12 protein-coding genes are annotated in these 15845 nt (G+C 43.2%); 2 read left to right on the top strand and 10 right to left on the bottom strand.

What is annotated here, in order from left to right; translation table 11 throughout:
• Positions 1–7: 7 nt before the first annotated feature.
• The 6 genes from rng to D9603_RS07520 all read right to left on the bottom strand — a co-directional run bounded on the left by rng (position 8) and on the right by D9603_RS07520 (position 6485).
• A complete protein-coding gene (gene rng, locus D9603_RS07545) occupies positions 8–1480 on the bottom strand; it encodes a ribonuclease G (protein ID WP_125251187.1) in 1473 nt (490 codons plus the stop codon).
• Positions 1473–2048, bottom strand: coding sequence for a nucleoside triphosphate pyrophosphatase (locus tag D9603_RS07540; protein ID WP_125251188.1), 576 nt, complete (start codon positions 2046–2048; stop codon positions 1473–1475). The genes rng and D9603_RS07540 overlap by 8 nt, the downstream gene beginning before the upstream one ends.
• Entirely contained in the window at positions 2048–2527 is a 480-nt protein-coding gene (gene mreD, locus D9603_RS07535) for a rod shape-determining protein MreD (RefSeq protein WP_125251189.1), read from the bottom strand. The genes D9603_RS07540 and mreD overlap by 1 nt, the downstream gene beginning before the upstream one ends.
• Complete coding sequence (gene mreC, locus D9603_RS07530) at positions 2520–3362, bottom strand: rod shape-determining protein MreC (RefSeq protein WP_128730842.1); 843 nt, start codon at positions 3360–3362, stop codon at positions 2520–2522. Before mreC ends, mreD begins: the two co-directional genes overlap by 8 nt.
• Positions 3362–4405 (bottom strand): rod shape-determining protein, encoded by a 1044-nt coding sequence (locus D9603_RS07525; RefSeq protein ID WP_010376642.1) that lies wholly within the window; start codon positions 4403–4405, stop codon positions 3362–3364. The genes mreC and D9603_RS07525 overlap by 1 nt, the downstream gene beginning before the upstream one ends.
• Before the next feature lie 67 nt (positions 4406–4472).
• Positions 4473–6485, bottom strand: a complete 2013-nt coding sequence (locus tag D9603_RS07520; protein WP_128730841.1) for a formylglycine-generating enzyme family protein — start codon at positions 6483–6485, stop codon at positions 4473–4475.
• A 299-nt stretch (positions 6486–6784) separates the two neighbouring features.
• On the opposite strand from D9603_RS07520, the gene D9603_RS07515 reads away from it, so the two are divergent.
• Positions 6785–7690, top strand: a complete 906-nt coding sequence (locus D9603_RS07515) for a pyridoxal-phosphate dependent enzyme (protein WP_128730840.1) — start codon at positions 6785–6787, stop codon at positions 7688–7690.
• Positions 7691–7973: 283 nt separating this feature from the next.
• Here the strand turns inward: D9603_RS07515 and D9603_RS07510 are convergent, their stop codons facing one another.
• The 4 genes from D9603_RS07510 to D9603_RS07495 form a co-directional block, all read right to left on the bottom strand.
• Positions 7974–9446 (bottom strand): EAL domain-containing protein, encoded by a 1473-nt coding sequence (locus D9603_RS07510; RefSeq protein WP_241651617.1) that lies wholly within the window; start codon positions 9444–9446, stop codon positions 7974–7976.
• A gap of 502 nt (positions 9447–9948) precedes the next feature.
• Positions 9949–10599 carry a single-stranded DNA-binding protein gene (gene ssb / locus D9603_RS07505; protein ID WP_125251194.1) on the bottom strand — a complete coding sequence of 217 codons (651 nt, stop codon included), beginning with the start codon at positions 10597–10599 and terminating at the stop codon, positions 9949–9951.
• 17 nt (positions 10600–10616) lie between these two features.
• Positions 10617–11984, bottom strand: coding sequence for an MFS transporter (locus D9603_RS07500; RefSeq protein ID WP_128730838.1), 1368 nt, complete (start codon positions 11982–11984; stop codon positions 10617–10619).
• Positions 11985–12093: 109 nt separating this feature from the next.
• On the bottom strand, positions 12094–12840 hold the full coding sequence (locus D9603_RS07495) for a transporter substrate-binding domain-containing protein (protein ID WP_128730837.1): 747 nt from the start codon (positions 12838–12840) through the stop codon (positions 12094–12096).
• Between the two features lie 180 nt (positions 12841–13020).
• On the opposite strand from D9603_RS07495, the gene uvrA reads away from it, so the two are divergent.
• Entirely contained in the window at positions 13021–15843 is a 2823-nt protein-coding gene (gene uvrA, locus D9603_RS07490) for an excinuclease ABC subunit UvrA (RefSeq protein ID WP_128730836.1), read from the top strand.
• Positions 15844–15845 lie beyond the last annotated feature (2 nt).

Below are 15845 nucleotides of genomic sequence, written 5' to 3'. Positions count from 1 at the left end.
CTACCTTTTACATCATTACTACATCAAACTGTTCTTGGCTGTATAAGCTCTCAGTTTGAATACTGACCTGTTTACCTATAAATAGTTCAAGCTCAGCCAAGTTATGGTACTCATCATTAATCAAAGCCTCACTCACCGCAGGAGAGGCATACACCATGAACTTATCAGCGTCATACGCTCGATTAACACGGACTATTTCACGTAAAATTTCATAGCATACGGTTTCAACTGTCTTTAACGATCCTCGCCCAGAGCAAGATGGACATACATCACAAAGAATGTGCTCCAAGCTTTCACGCGTGCGTTTTCGCGTCATCTCAACAAGCCCTAGCGCAGAAAGTCCATTAATATTGGCTTTTGCTCGGTCTTTGGACAACGCAGTTTCTAAAGAGTGCAATACGCGGCGTTTATGCTCATCCGATACCATGTCGATGAAGTCGATAATAATGATACCACCAAGGTTTCTGAGCCTGAGTTGCCTTGCGATAGCAGAAGTCGCTTCAACATTGGTATTAAAAATGGTTTCTTCTAAGTTACGGTGGCCAACAAACGCTCCAGTGTTGACATCAACCGTTGTCATCGCCTCAGTTTGATCTATGATCAAGTAGCCGCCTGACTTTAATTCTACCTTGCGATGTAGTGCTTTTTGTATTTCAGATTCGACATCAAATAAGTCAAAAATGGGGCGCTCACCAGGATAGTATTCCAGTGCGCTTGCCAGCTGTGGAACAAACTCTTCGGTAAATAATTTTAACTCTTGATAGGTCAACTTTGAGTCAACACGGATGCGCTCCATGTCCTCACCGACATAATCACGCAATGTTCTAAATGCCAAAGTCAGATCTTCGTGCAAGATCCTTGCTTTACTGGTTTTGCGGCGGCGCGTCACTATCTTCTGCCATAACTTTTTCAGAAATTCCGCATCGTGTTTTAGTTCTGCTTCTGAAGCACCTTCGGCAGCGGTGCGAACAATAAAACCGCCATTTTCATCATTATATTGAGCAACGATTTCTTTTAGTCTATCCCGCTCTTGCTCTGTTTCAATACGCTGACTCACACCGACATGTGTCGCATCTGGCATAAATACTAAATAACGAGACGGAATGGTGATATCTGTGGTTAGCCTAGCGCCTTTAGTACCCAGCGGATCTTTCACCACTTGCACCATGATAAATTGCCCTTGCTTTACCAGTTCGCGAATATCTTGTACTTTTTTAACTGGTGAGTCTGCAACTCCTTCTTCGATAGAAGCACTGTTGACAATATCAGAAGCATGTAAAAACGCAGCTTTCTCCAAACCAATATCAACAAACGCAGCTTGCATACCGGGCAACACTCGGCTCACTTTTCCAAGATAGATATTGCCAACTATTCCCAAGTTGCCGATGCGCTCAACCTGTACCTCTTGCAGCACACCATTTTCTATTAAGGCTACACGACTTTCACTGGGGGTGACGTTAATTAGTAGTTCGCTACTCATAATTATTTAAAAACCGTTGTATTAATTCATCCGTCTCATATAAAGGTAAGCCCACAACTGCAAAATAGCTACCTTGGATCTCAGTAACAAAGCGCCCGCCTAGCCCCTGGATCCCATAACCACCCGCTTTATCTTGCGGCTCTTTGGTCTGCCAATATGCTTCAATTTCAGTGTCATCTAATTCCTTAAAGGTCACATCCGTTGTCACTACCTGACTCAATACTTTATTAGGATCAGCAAGTGCGATTGCGGTCATTACCTGATGAGTATTGCCTGATAGGCGTCGCATCATGCTGATAAAATCAGCTTTATCACGAGGTTTTCCAAGTGCCTCGCCATCAATCACCACAACAGTATCACTGCCCAATACAGGTCTGTCGGTATAACCTTTTGCGACGCCCGACTGCGCTTTTAAACGCGCGAGCCGCTCAACCATTTGTATGGCGGTTTCACCAGCCAATGGGCTTTCGTCAGCATCAATACTAAACTGCTCAAAGGCATAACCTAGTTGCGATAACAATTCACTGCGTCTTGGAGAAGCCGAAGCGAGATATAAATTGGTTGGCATTATCGGATCCTAAACTGTCTACGGTATTTTCTCAGTAGCGGGAATATCCACAACCAGCACACCATGCCTGTAACTGCAGGCCACAAATAATGCGGGTTAAAGTAGATATCAAGCAAGAAATGATTAAGCCAGAATTGTAACAAATGATAGAGAGCCAAAAACAATCCAATTAATACTGCCTGCTGCCAAATAGAGAAGTTACGAATTTTTTGGAAATTACTGGCTGTGATGTAAATGCAAATTGAGTAAGTTAGTGAGTTTACTCCAAGTGGTGCCCCCATAGCCAAATCAATGATTAATCCGGTTACCCAAGCCCAACCAATATTAACACGGTGAGGTACAGCCAAAGACCAATACATTAGCACTAGTAAAACCCAATCAGGGCGAAATGGCTCTAGGGAAAAAGGTAGTGGCATCAAGGCCATGATCAGAGCTACAAATACGCTGAGCGCAATTAATAAACCACTATTTTTACTCATTATTAATTGCCTCTTGCCTGCGCTTACCTAGCACCACTAACAATCGGATCCGATCAAGTTGTGCCACAGGCTCAGCCTGCACTTGTGCAAATGGCAGCCCTTCATCACGGTCAATTTCAGTCACAACTGCGACGGGGTAACCCTCTGGAAATGTCCCACCTAAACCTGATGTCACTAATATATCCCCAATTCGAATATCCATACTATGGGGGACATGCGCGAGGCGTACACTGTTTATTTTACCGGTTCCCTCTACTACTGTTCTTACGTCATTTCTTAAGATCCTAACCGGTGTTGCATGGGTAGTATCTGTCATCAGCAAGACACGCGATGTTGTAGTACCAACTTGGGTAAGTTGCCCGACTATACCCATTTCATCGATCACAGCCTGGCCTTCACTAATGCCATCAATAGTGCCGCGATTGATTACGACCTGGTGACTGTATGGATTTGAATGTACAGACAACACCTGAGAAATAAGCCTTTGGTTGCCTTCTCTAGCAGAAGCTCGCAGTAAGGCACGTAGTTCCTGGTTTTCCTTTTGCAGAAACTGTAATTGTTGCAGTTGCTCACTTTGTAACAGTTGTTTTTCTCTGAGTAACTGATTTTCTTGTTGTAATTTATCTCGCGTATTTAGGCTTTTTAACCCAAAACTAAATGCTTCATATGGAATATTGGCAACGTACAATAAAGGACTCACGAGCGTATTCAAACTCGTTCTTACCATCGTGCCGCCAGCTGTGTAGCGATCACCAATGATCAGAATAATACTAAGCACAACTGCGACAGTAAGTCGCAGTTGTAATGGGATGGTTCGGCCAAAGAGTAAATTCATCAGTCGTAGCTAAAAACATCACCACCGTGCATATCAATCATTTCTAGCGCTTTGCCTCCCCCTCTGGCGACACAAGTCAATGGATCATCAGCAACGACAACTGGTATCCCGGTCTCTTCCATTAGCAAGCGATCGAGATCTTTTAGCAAGGCACCACCGCCTGTGAGCACCATACCATGAGCAGAAATATCAGATGCCAACTCTGGTGGGGACTGCTCAAGAGCAACCATAACCGCACTGACAATCCCCATTAATGGCTCTTGTAACGCCTCTAGGATCTCATGCGAGTTTAGGGTAAAGGAACGCGGCACACCTTCAGCAAGGTTACGGCCACGAACCTCGATTTCAATCGGCGTTTCACTCTTAAAGGCAGAGCCAATTTCATGTTTAATATGCTCGGCCGTTGCTTCACCAATTAAACTTCCGAAGTTGCGACGCACATAGTTGATAATAGCTTCATCAAACTTATCACCACCGATACGTACTGATGAAGAATAAACGACACCATTTAGCGAGATAATCGCCACTTCTGTAGTACCGCCACCAATGTCGACAACCATTGAACCTGTGGCTTCAGATACCGGTAAACCAGCACCAATTGCCGCGGCCATCGGCTCCTCAATCAAGTATACTTCGCGCGCGCCTGCTCCCATTGCTGACTCACGGATAGCACGCTTTTCAACCTGAGTTGCACCACACGGTACACAAATAAGTACGCGTGGGCTAGGACGCATAAAGTTATTATTATGTACTTGCTTAATAAAATGCTGCAGCATCTTTTCTGTCACATAAAAGTCAGCGATTACACCATCTTTCATTGGACGAATGGCTTTTATATTACCCGGTGTTCGACCCAGCATTTGCTTTGCAGCAGTACCAACAGATGCGACACTTTTTGGTCCACCGGCACGCTCCTGTCGAATAGCAACGACTGACGGTTCATTCAGTACTATGCCTTCTTCTTTTACATAGATAAGTGTATTAGCTGTCCCTAAGTCGATAGAGAGATCGTTAGAAAATAATCCGCGTAATTTTTTAAACATGAGGCTGGGTGACCTTTCAGAATTCTGTCAAACAAAGCAGCGTTAATCGCTGCTCTTAATTTACTACTTAACGCTCTCGAACAAGTCGAAAGCCTATATAATTCGCTCTAAAATCTGGTGCTAAAGCTAAGCGAGTTGATACTCTTGCCAAGCTCGGAGCAAAATTCCACGCACCACCACGTACAGTAACATCCTGTTGAGATGCACGCTTCTGCGTCCACTCCCATACATTTCCAACTGTGTCATACAGACCGTAACTATTTGGTGAAAACTGACTGACTGGAGCTGGGCTTTTATTTGACCACTCACTTCCGCACCAGCCACAATTTGCTAAATTTCTACCAATTTCATTTCCCCAAGGGTACTCTGAAGTTGTACCTGCGCGAGCAGCATATTCCCACTCGACTTCATTGGGTAATCGATATTGTTGTCCTTTTTCACCAGATAACCAATTAGCGTACGCTTTAGCGTCATCGTAAGCAACGCAGACAACGGGAAAATTATCTGATTGCTCATAGCCTGGGTTTTGCCAGTTAAATTCAAGTTCCCAAACAGGTTCACCGTTTTTATAAAATGCGCACCCTTTACCCTGCTCAGCTAACGTTTTATAACCCGTGCTTTGTGCAAAACGCCGAAAGGCGGCAACCGTGACTTCAGTACTTTGCATTGCATATGAGTGGCTTAGCACTTTTTCCACAATTGGACGCTCATTTGGCAAGCCATTACCCGTTAAGTCTCCCATCTTGAAAGTGCCAGCTGGAATAATCGCGAGTTCATTTTCAGTAGGTGACTGAGCAATAGACTGAACCGGTGAAGTATTAGTTCCTGTTTTTTTACTGACTAACTGAGTAACTGACTGGCGCTTTTTGACTAACTTTGCATTGATAGTTTGTGCTGCTTGTAGATGAATTCGCGCTTTGTAAGGTTCGTAACCGATTTTTCTGATTTCAACATCATAGAAGCCCGTTGGGATAGCAACCGTCGTTTTGGTCGCACCATAGCTCACTCCGTTGATGAATACTTCGTCATCGTAAACATTAGACCGTAATGTCAGCTCGACTGTTTTATCAGCCGTTTGTGACTTTTTTACAAGGGGGGTCTCCACGATGGGTTGTTTAGCAATAGTAGCCACATCCACCGGCGTACTTTGTTTATCTGTAAAAGTCAGTTGGTCGTCGCTGTATATTGCCGTGTAATTTGATTGGTAATTGACGGCCAGTGGAGTGCCATATTCAACACAATAACGGTTATCTAAGCTTAACAAGTTACATAAACGACTGCTGTTTACATCGCCACGCATCGTCACACTTAAATTCACGCTGTAATTGCCTTGACCACTAAACCCGCTATTTACAACATGACTACTAACTACGTGTACCTGCGCTCCGGCCATATTGCGTTTTGGCTCAACCACTCTGCTTTCTGTCAAGTTAGCAAAGATTTGGTCAATAAAGCGTTTTGTTGCTTTTTGCAAACCCATCTGTTGACCACGCTGTTCACAAGCAGCCAAAGTTTCTGTGCGTTTACAATTAATCGTATGCTCTATCTCTAATGTACCTTCGCGAGTAAATTCGTTGCGAAGCCTTTCAACTCGTGCAGTGCCGAGTTGATCCTTGAGGTTTTCAAGTGTATTCACCAAAGTATGTTTGGTGATGCGAACCTGCTCAATATCTTTTCGTTGAGATGCAATTGCCGCTATTTGCATCGCAATATCTTCTTTGTTTTGCTTGTGATCCGCTACCGCTTGTTGATAACGAGACTGCGCTACGGAAATATCAATAGAGGGATCGTCAATCAACCTTCTATACAGCTCATTCATCGCATCCAATGCTTGGTTTTTCTCTTTGTCTAACTCTCCAGACCGTTTGCGCAGTAATTCAAGCTGAGATTGTAGACGTGTTTCTTCTGCTAAGTGCTTTTCCAACACAACCGAGTATTTATCTAATTCAGTTTGCTTAGTAGACAGCTCAGATTCAATGGCTGTGACCGTCGCAGTGTCTTGCGCCATAGCGCTTGAAGCAACAGTACTCATGGCCAGAATAGAGGCCGAGACAATAAAAGTTAAAGGAGCAATTCGCATATGTTCCATTCCCAACAGCGGCAGTTGTTTGGTCTTGTTATTTCTTATAGTTAGGGCTCTATGCTATGTACTTACAAAGTAAAACACAAGCTTTGCACAATTAATATCTGAGTTTACAACTATTAACCAGCGTCTTGCCAGTTTTTAGATGAGATTTTGTCGATTTTTCTCTCTCATTACGCTGCGTTACACATTTAACATGACAATCTTCGCATCACTTCAAAAAGTCGTAATAAACACTGGAGTGAAATGTTGATGCTGTTTACCATAACACAGTGTCTGTTCATACCAACCTCGTCATGTTAGCAATCAAAGATATTAAAGAATCGCCAATTCAAATCATCAATCATCCGATACTGGAAAAATATGGTCTTACATTGCAAGTGAAACGTGATGACCTGATCCATCCAGTAATTCAAGGAAACAAATGGCGGAAGTTGAAATATAACTTACTTCATCTACAAAAATCCGGACTTGAAGAGCTGGTCACCTTTGGCGGTGCTTTTTCTAATCATTTATACGCTACGAGTATGGCATGTAAACTATTTGGAATAGCAGGCCACCTGATTGTCAGAGGTCCAGAACTGGACTATCACAACCCTACACTAAAAATGGCGATCGCATGTGGGCTAACCCTACACCCCGTCAGTCGCATAGAGTATAGACAAAGGTCGAGTCCTGATTATTTACTGCGGTTGCAAGCCAAGTTTGAAAATGCCTTTATTATACCTGAAGGAGGAAGCAACCACTTTGCTTTACAAGGTATTCAAGAGCTTGCCACTTCACTACCACAGAGTGACTATATAATGACAGCTGTCGGTAGCGGAGGTACACTCGCAGGCCTGATAGCTGCATCGAAAAGTTCCCAAGTACTTGGTGTTACCGTGTTAAAAGGCGCGCAATACTTAGAGCAAGAAATAAAAGCGCTACTACCCAACGATTGCTTTAATACTTGGGGACTTCTACATGACTTTCATCATGGAGGGTATGCCAAAACCACACCGGAATTACTCTCATTTTGCGCTCACATGAAGGAAAAGTACGCACTCCCCTTGGAACCTATTTATACAGGCAAACTATTTTTCGCTATATTCTCTTTGGCACAGCAGGGTTATTTTGATAGCGGCAGTGTGATCACCGCTATCCACACAGGTGGATTACAAGGACTTGATGGGATGCGTTACATGCAGCAAGGCCACCGTTAATCCTTGCGACACGGTGGTGTAAGTACATAATCAATATGTTGTGAGGGTATTTATACCAATTTGACTTAATACTTACTCAATTTGAAGGAGTAAATCTGACGCTAATCGCGTTAAAAGTTTCTTATTTAGAACAACAAAATAGCAAAATTTTTGCCTTACCTACAGGACGTACGTATCTCGGCGTGAGCAGGACGCGGAAGCGGTGTTATCGACAAGATTTTCTCGCCTCAAAATAGACCTCTTAATTAAGAGAATTTGGTATTATTGCTACCGCCACATCGGGTTAGTGAATATCCGCAAGCTGTTCCAGAGGCGCTGAAAAATAATGTCCTTGTGCGCCTTTAACGCCTAAGCTTTTAATACAACTTAACTCGCTTTGTGTTTCGATGCCCACAGCGTATACAGGGATCCCTAACCCTCTAGCTTGTGTAACAATTTGCCTTACGGTTCGTTTCCGATAAGCCGATTTCTCAATTTCATGCACCAATTCATAACTCAACTTAATCGCTTTGACCTGTTTGATAAGTGGGGTAGAAGCCAAAGATACCGTTTGTGTTACATTGTCCAAGTAAAGCTCACAACCTAAGCCTTTGAGCCGTCTAAACGCTTGAAGCAATCTTTCTCCATGTAAATGCACATCTTCAATACTAAGCTCAAAACCGATTGCAGAGCCACCATGGGCAGCGACTATTTGCTGCTCTAACCAATCAATAAAAGTTTGATCTAGCCAGCTATTGATATGCAAATTTATACTGACCTTACCAAAGCTCTTTTCTTGTTGATAAACCGAAAGTACTTGCTTAACAATAGCCCTATCAAGAAATTGAAATTGCTCTGGTGTGTATAGATGCTGCATCACTTGTTTTGCAGAAATGCGTCCCATTTCCTTATGAGAGACCCTTAACAAGGCTTCGCTCACAATGACATCTTCCACCAAAAAATCGAACAGCGGCTGAAAAAACAATGAAAATTGTCCTGTTTTAAGATGAGTAAGCAGCATTTCACCATCTTCATTTAATCTTCTTGCGAGTAACTCTGTCAGGTGAACTAAGTGGGTATGTTGCCACACTTGATTTTGCGCAATCGCAAGTGCAGACTTTGCACTCTGATAAACTTGCGTTTGTTGCTTATTCTCTTGATAAAGACACGCACCAAGCTTTACTTTGCTACGCGATAGGTCACCACGAAACGCTAACATGACTTTAAAAACGATTTCATGCATCTGCTTCGCCAATTCCATGCCTTTACTGGTATCAACCTGCTTTACGGTAACCGCTAATGCACCCGATGGTAAGTATTTTACCGCCACCGTACCAAACTCACTGAGCCCCTTAACCAATGCAAGCTGAAAGTGTAGCTGTAGATCAACCTCTTTTGGTGAATGACACTGCCAATGTACTAATGCAAACAACGCATAACCTTCTTCAGATTTTATTGGTAACAATGTGCGCTCATCGTTATCTTCTTTGGGCTCAGGCTTACCGTATAAGAACCACCAGCGATGAACGAAAAGAACAAGACCAAAAAAAAGCAAATTGAAAAAAATAAGTAAGTGACCATGACTGACCCAGACAGGTTCATGATAGAGCACAACCGACCTTTCGTTAACCACAAACCGGTGAGCTTCGTGCTTTGCCAGAGGTAAAGTGCTGAAACCATGATTTGCCGCAATGCTCTCAGCATCCTGTTCCACTTTACTGGCTGTTAATTGAGTTATTTCAGCAGCAGCCGCTTCGCCTTGGCTGTGAATTTGCATGTGCAGCAAGTGTTGAATTAGAAAATTTAAGCATAACAACACAACCAAGCTGACCGCGATTAACTTGTTCCTGTATTGACTACTACATCCATCTAACAGCTGACTTGGCATAAGGCTTGATTTGGTTTGAAAGATAACTGAAGTGTTGTTCAAAATTGCACAAAACTCAAGCAAGGTTGAAGGTTATACCAATTTTCTTAATTAAGTGGTCTATTGTGAGGCGAGAAAATCTTGTCGATAACCAGGCAAAAACTTTGCTATTTAGTTGTTCTAAGTGAGAAATTTTTAACGTTGTTAGCGTCAGATTTACTCCTTCAAATTGAGCAAGTATTAAGTCAAATTGGTATTAAATTACCTCTATAAACTAAGCACCTGAGAACAAGTCAGAAAAGTGGTCGCGTTCAATATCAATTTATACGGAAAGGTTCCTATGAGGAAATCAATTACAACAACCCCAGCACGAGGCTGGGGTTAGAAAAAATTACACTATTTCACATGTTCTTTAGAACGGAATATCATCATCAAAATCGATTGGTGGCTCCATAGGGTTTGAGCTACCGCCTGACTGTGACTGGTTTTGATTCTGTTGCGGTGCAAACCCACCTTGCGATTGACCACCAAAGCCAGAAGATTGTTGTGTATTCTGCTGCGATTGCTGAGGTGCAAAGCCACCTTGTTGCTGGTTTGACTGCTGCTGTGGCTGCGCATACTGTTGTTGTGGCGCTTGATTATAGCTTTGTTGGCCATAGTTATTTTGCTGTTGCTGACCACCTTGGTATTGACCGCCGCCTTGGCCTTGCTGCTCACCACGGCCACCCAACATCTGCATTTGACCACCCATGTCTACAACAATTTCTGTTGTATACTTTTCTTGGCCGCTTTGATCTGTCCACTTACGAGTCTGCAAACGCCCTTCGATGTATACTTGTGAGCCTTTTCTCAGGTACTCACCAGCCACTTCTGCTAGCTTGCCAAATAGTACAACTCTGTGCCACTCAGTGCGCTCTTGTAGTTGACCGGTATTTTTATCCTTCCAGCTGTCTGTTGTCGCGATGCTGATGTTAGCCACACCATTACCATTTGGCATATAGCGAACTTCAGGATCTTGGCCCAGATTACCTACCAAAATTACTTTATTAACACCACGTGCCATGGCATTGTCTCCTCACATTATGACAAGCCTAGCAGTTGCTTGGCTTGCTTCAAATCAAAAACTTTATCGTCTACTTTCAAGTAACTACGATTCTCGTCACTCACGACTGTCGCTTCAAGCACACCTGGCAATAGAACTAGCTGTTCTGCTAACTTCGATGCTTGCTGTTCACTACCTACAGCAGCAACTAGACTAATCGTTTTGCTTTTTGGTGGCACTTGCATGCCCCAAGCGATAACGAACCATATTACCCCAATAATAGCCGTTGCGGCAAATATCGTATCGATCGCAAAATTTTGTGCCAACACTCCACCAAGTGCACCACCAATAAAGGCTCCCATAAATTGTCCAGAGGAGAATATCCCCATCGCAGAGCCCTTTTGATTTGCAGGAGCAATACGGGAAACCAGCGCAGGCATCGTTGCTTCAAGAAAATTGAATGCAATAAAATATATTAGCATCGCACCTGCAATAACCCATAAGGAATCAACGTAACAATATAAAATAACTGAGCTTACTACTAACATTGCTATCGACAGTAAAAAGGTTTGCTTCTCTTTTTGTTTACGGATAGCCACTATCATCATCGGAGCCATTAATAAAAAGGCTAACAAGAAAACTGGGATATAAAGTTGCCAATGTTTGTCAGCTGCTAATCCATCTCGAATTAACTGACCAGGTAAAGCAACAAAAATAGTCGTTAGGGTTAGATGTAGAAGAAGCACACCAAGATCAAGCCTCAGCAGCTGTGAGTGTTGCAACAGACGTCGAATATCTGAAAAACTGGCGACCGTATCGCCTTTTGGTGCTTTATTAACGGCGTTAGGTACCATAAAAATAATAATGGCAATGCCGACAAACGCCAGTAGTGTCGTTAACCAGAAGATCCCGGCAATACCAAATGAAGCAGCAACCATAGGTCCTAAGAGCATAGCAAAAGCAAAACTCATACCTATGCACATACCAATAACAGCCATTACTTTAGGACGCTGCTCATCACGACTCAGGTCGGCAGCTAAGGCAAGTAGCGCGCTTGCAATTGCCCCCATTCCCTGTAAAGCACGACCAAGTGTGACCCAATAAATACTATCTGCTAACGCAGCAATAATAGAACCTAATGCAAATACCAGTAAGCCTGCAATGATAATAGGTTTACGACCAAACTTGTCAGATAACCACCCCATGGGAATTTGCAACAATGCTTGAGTTAAACCATACGCACCAATAGCTAACCCTATCCATAACGGTGACACATCTTGTAGGGATTGACCGTAAATAGCCAATACCGGCATCAACATGAACAAGCCAAGCATACGAAAAGCAAATACACCAGCAAGAGAAATAGCGGCTCGCTTTTCTATCGGATTTAAAGAGTCAGTAGACATAAGGCGGAATTCGTCCCTAGCAAAAATCACGCGCAAGTTTAACAAACTCTAGTGCTAACTTACACTAATTAGCAGAATAAAGTGTGTGATAGAAAAGCACGGTTAGACCTCAGTTTACGCTATATTTTTCAGTTATCTGATTTAATTTACCACTGCGCTTTAAGCGCTCAAATGCCTGTGTTAAGCGCTGTAATCGCTCAATCGAAGTGCGCTTTTTGCTGAAAGCAAAATAAACTGGATCTTCGTTGATAATCAGAGAGTTTATTGTAAACATCTCAAAATCTGGGTTGTTTTGACTCTGGTATAGAATATTGAATTTCTCTTCCAAAAAACCAGCAATACGCCCCTTTTTCAGCAAATTAAGTTTTACTTGATTATCTGGAACAAAGATGAATTGTGTTTCATTGTCTTTACGTTGTTTGAGCCGCTGAGTAAATGCCTCACCGTAATAGGCGTTACGTTGAATGGCAATTGGCTTTGAGAGGTGGAACAACGACTCTAATGAATCTAATTGATATGGCGCATGTGCATTCATTGCAAATACAATCGTTTCCATTCTTTGAGGACCAATAAAATAGGCATACTGTTCACGCAAAGGTGTTTTGGTAACACTTAAAATAAGATCTATTTCTCCTTCTTCTAGCAGCTTTAATGCCCGCCCCCAAGGAATACTCACAAAACGATAACGGCAACCCACTTCATCCAGTAAAGCCTTAGCAAAATCCACATCCATTCCATGCCACACTAAATCCTCATCCAATTTTGATTGTGCCGCATAATTTTCAAACCTTACCACCAGCTCACAAGCCATAATACCCTGACAAAACAGCGCGAATAAAAGTAATAGTCGATACAAAGTACTGATCTCTGACTGATCGGTTTAATAAGTTTAGTTCGTTTAGCACAGATAACTTAATTTTATATTCGGGATGCGGTAATCTGTTCACTTCACATCATGTTATGACTGGTTCATATTTCATTTTGATGAATTAGTATCGCTCACTCACTACAGCACACGAGAAGACACAAGGGTCGTATGGATAAAATAGAAGTCAGGGGTGCCCGCACCCACAATTTAAAAGACATTTCTCTCACCATCCCTAGAGACAAGTTAATAGTGATCACAGGTCTCTCAGGTTCAGGTAAGTCGTCGTTAGCATTCGATACTTTATACGCGGAAGGTCAGCGACGCTACGTTGAGTCATTATCGGCATACGCGAGACAGTTTTTATCATTAATGGAAAAACCCGACGTCGATCATATCGAGGGGTTATCTCCAGCCATCTCTATTGAACAAAAATCGACCTCTCATAACCCACGCTCAACGGTCGGCACAATTACCGAGATATACGATTATCTTAGGTTGCTATTTGCTCGTGTAGGAGAGCCGAGATGCCCAACTCACAATTTGCCTTTAGCCGCGCAAACTATCAGCCAAATGGTAGACACTGTTTTAGCATTGCCACAAGACAGTAAATTAATGCTGTTGGCACCGGTGGTGAAAAATCGTAAAGGTGAGCATGTCAAGCTACTAGAGGAACTTGCCAGTCAAGGTTTTATACGGGCGCGTATTGATGGTGAAGTCTGCGATTTATCAGATCCACCAACACTTGAACTTCAGAAAAAGCACACTATCGAAGTTGTAGTCGATCGCTTTAAAGTCAAGCCTGGACTTGAACAACGCCTAGCAGAATCCTTTGAAACGGCACTGGAGCTAGCTGATGGCATCGCACAAGTTGCCTATATGGATGACAACCAAGCGGAAGAATTGGTCTTTTCAGCTAATTTTGCTTGTCCAAGCTGTGGCTACGCGATGACCGAGTTAGAGCCTCGACTCTTTTCTTTCAACAACCCAGCCGGAGCTTGTCAAAGCTGTGATGGCTTAGGAGTAAAGCAATACTTTGATCCAAAACGAGTCGTCCAAAATCCGGAGCTCAGTTTCGCTGGCGGGGCAATCAAGGGATGGGATAAGCGCAGCTTTTATTATTTCCAAATGCTAAGCTCTGTTGCAGAACAATACGGTTTTGATCTTGAAACTCCATTTAAAGAGTTACCTAGTAAATTCCAAAAAGTCGTATTGGAAGGATCAGGAAAAACCAAAATCGCTTTTAAATATCGCAACGATAGAGGCGATTTGATCACGCGTAATCACGAGTTTGAAGGTGTACTGAACAATATGAACCGCCGTTATCGAGAAACGGAGTCTAGTTCTGTGCGTGAAGAGCTTGCAAAATATCAAACCAGTCAAGCCTGCCCTAGCTGTGATGGTTCGCGACTGCGAGAAGAGGCGCGTCATGTATTTATCGGTGCGACCAACTTACCCGCTATCACCACTATGAGTATTGGTGAAGCAAGTCAGTTTTTTACTGAGCTGGCGCTTAGTGGGCAAAAAGCCCAAATCGCAGACAAAGTATTGAAAGAAATTCGCGATCGACTGTCATTTTTGATCAATGTTGGCTTGAACTATTTATCACTAGAGCGCAGTGCAGACACTTTATCCGGCGGAGAAGCTCAGCGCATCCGTCTTGCTAGCCAAATTGGAGCTGGTCTTGTTGGCGTAATGTACGTGTTAGATGAACCTTCCATTGGGCTACATCAACGCGACAATGACCGTCTGCTCAAAACGCTGACTCATCTAAGAGATCTTGGTAATACTGTTATCGTTGTTGAACATGACGAAGATGCTATCCGCGCAGCCGACCATATCATTGATATTGGGCCAGGTGCAGGTGTTCATGGTGGCTATGTTGTCGCTGAGGGTAATCGCGATGACATAATGCAGAGTAAAGACTCACTCACGGGGCAATATCTCAGTGGTGAAAAACGCATAGAAGTACCAGCGCAACGACACCTCAGCGATGACAAATGGTTAGAGTTGAAAGGTGCAACTGGCAATAACCTTAAGAATGTTGACTTGAGCGTTCCAGTTGGTTTAATGACCTGTATTACGGGAGTGTCAGGTTCAGGTAAATCCACTTTAATCAATGACACCCTATTTAAGCTTGCTCACCAAGAATTGAATGGCGCAACGACCCAAGAAGCGGCTCCCTACGAGTCAATCCAGGGTCTTGAGCATTTTGATAAAGTCATCGATATTGATCAAAGCCCTATAGGCCGTACCCCAAGGTCTAACCCTGCAACTTATACCGGTATTTTTACCGCCATCCGTGAACTATTTGCAGCGACCCAAGAAGCGCGTTCACGTGGCTACAAAGTAGGTCGCTTCAGTTTCAATGTCAAAGGTGGTCGTTGTGAAGCTTGCCAAGGCGATGGTGTCATTAAAGTAGAAATGCACTTTTTGCCGGATGTTTATGTACCTTGTGATGTATGTGCAGGCAAACGTTATAACCGTGAAACACTTGAGGTGCTTTATAAAGGTAAAAACATCCACGAAGTACTAGAGATGACTGTTGAAGATGCCAGAGCATTTTTTGATAAAATCCCAGCAATTAACCGCAAACTGCAAACGTTAATGGATGTTGGCCTTTCTTACATTCGTTTAGGGCAAGCCGCAACAACTTTGTCTGGAGGCGAAGCACAGCGGGTTAAGCTTGCGCGGGAGTTATCAAAGCGAGATACAGGTAAAACACTCTACATTCTCGACGAGCCGACAACTGGGTTGCATTTTCATGACATACAACAACTACTTGCCGTGCTCCACCGTCTGCGTGACCATGGCAATACCGTACTTGTAATCGAGCATAACCTGGATGTCATCAAAACCGCGGATTGGATTGTAGATTTAGGTCCTGAAGGAGGAGCTGGAGGCGGACAAATATTGGTATCCGGAACGCCTGAGACAGTGGCAAACTTTGCTGGTTCTCATACCGGAAAGTACCTAAAACCTTTATTGTCATAATT

It is taken from the genome of Pseudoalteromonas sp. PS5 (assembly GCF_004103255.1).
Classification (GTDB): domain Bacteria; phylum Pseudomonadota; class Gammaproteobacteria; order Enterobacterales; family Alteromonadaceae; genus Pseudoalteromonas; species Pseudoalteromonas peptidolytica.
This window is presented reverse-complemented; position numbering and strand designations above follow the sequence as displayed.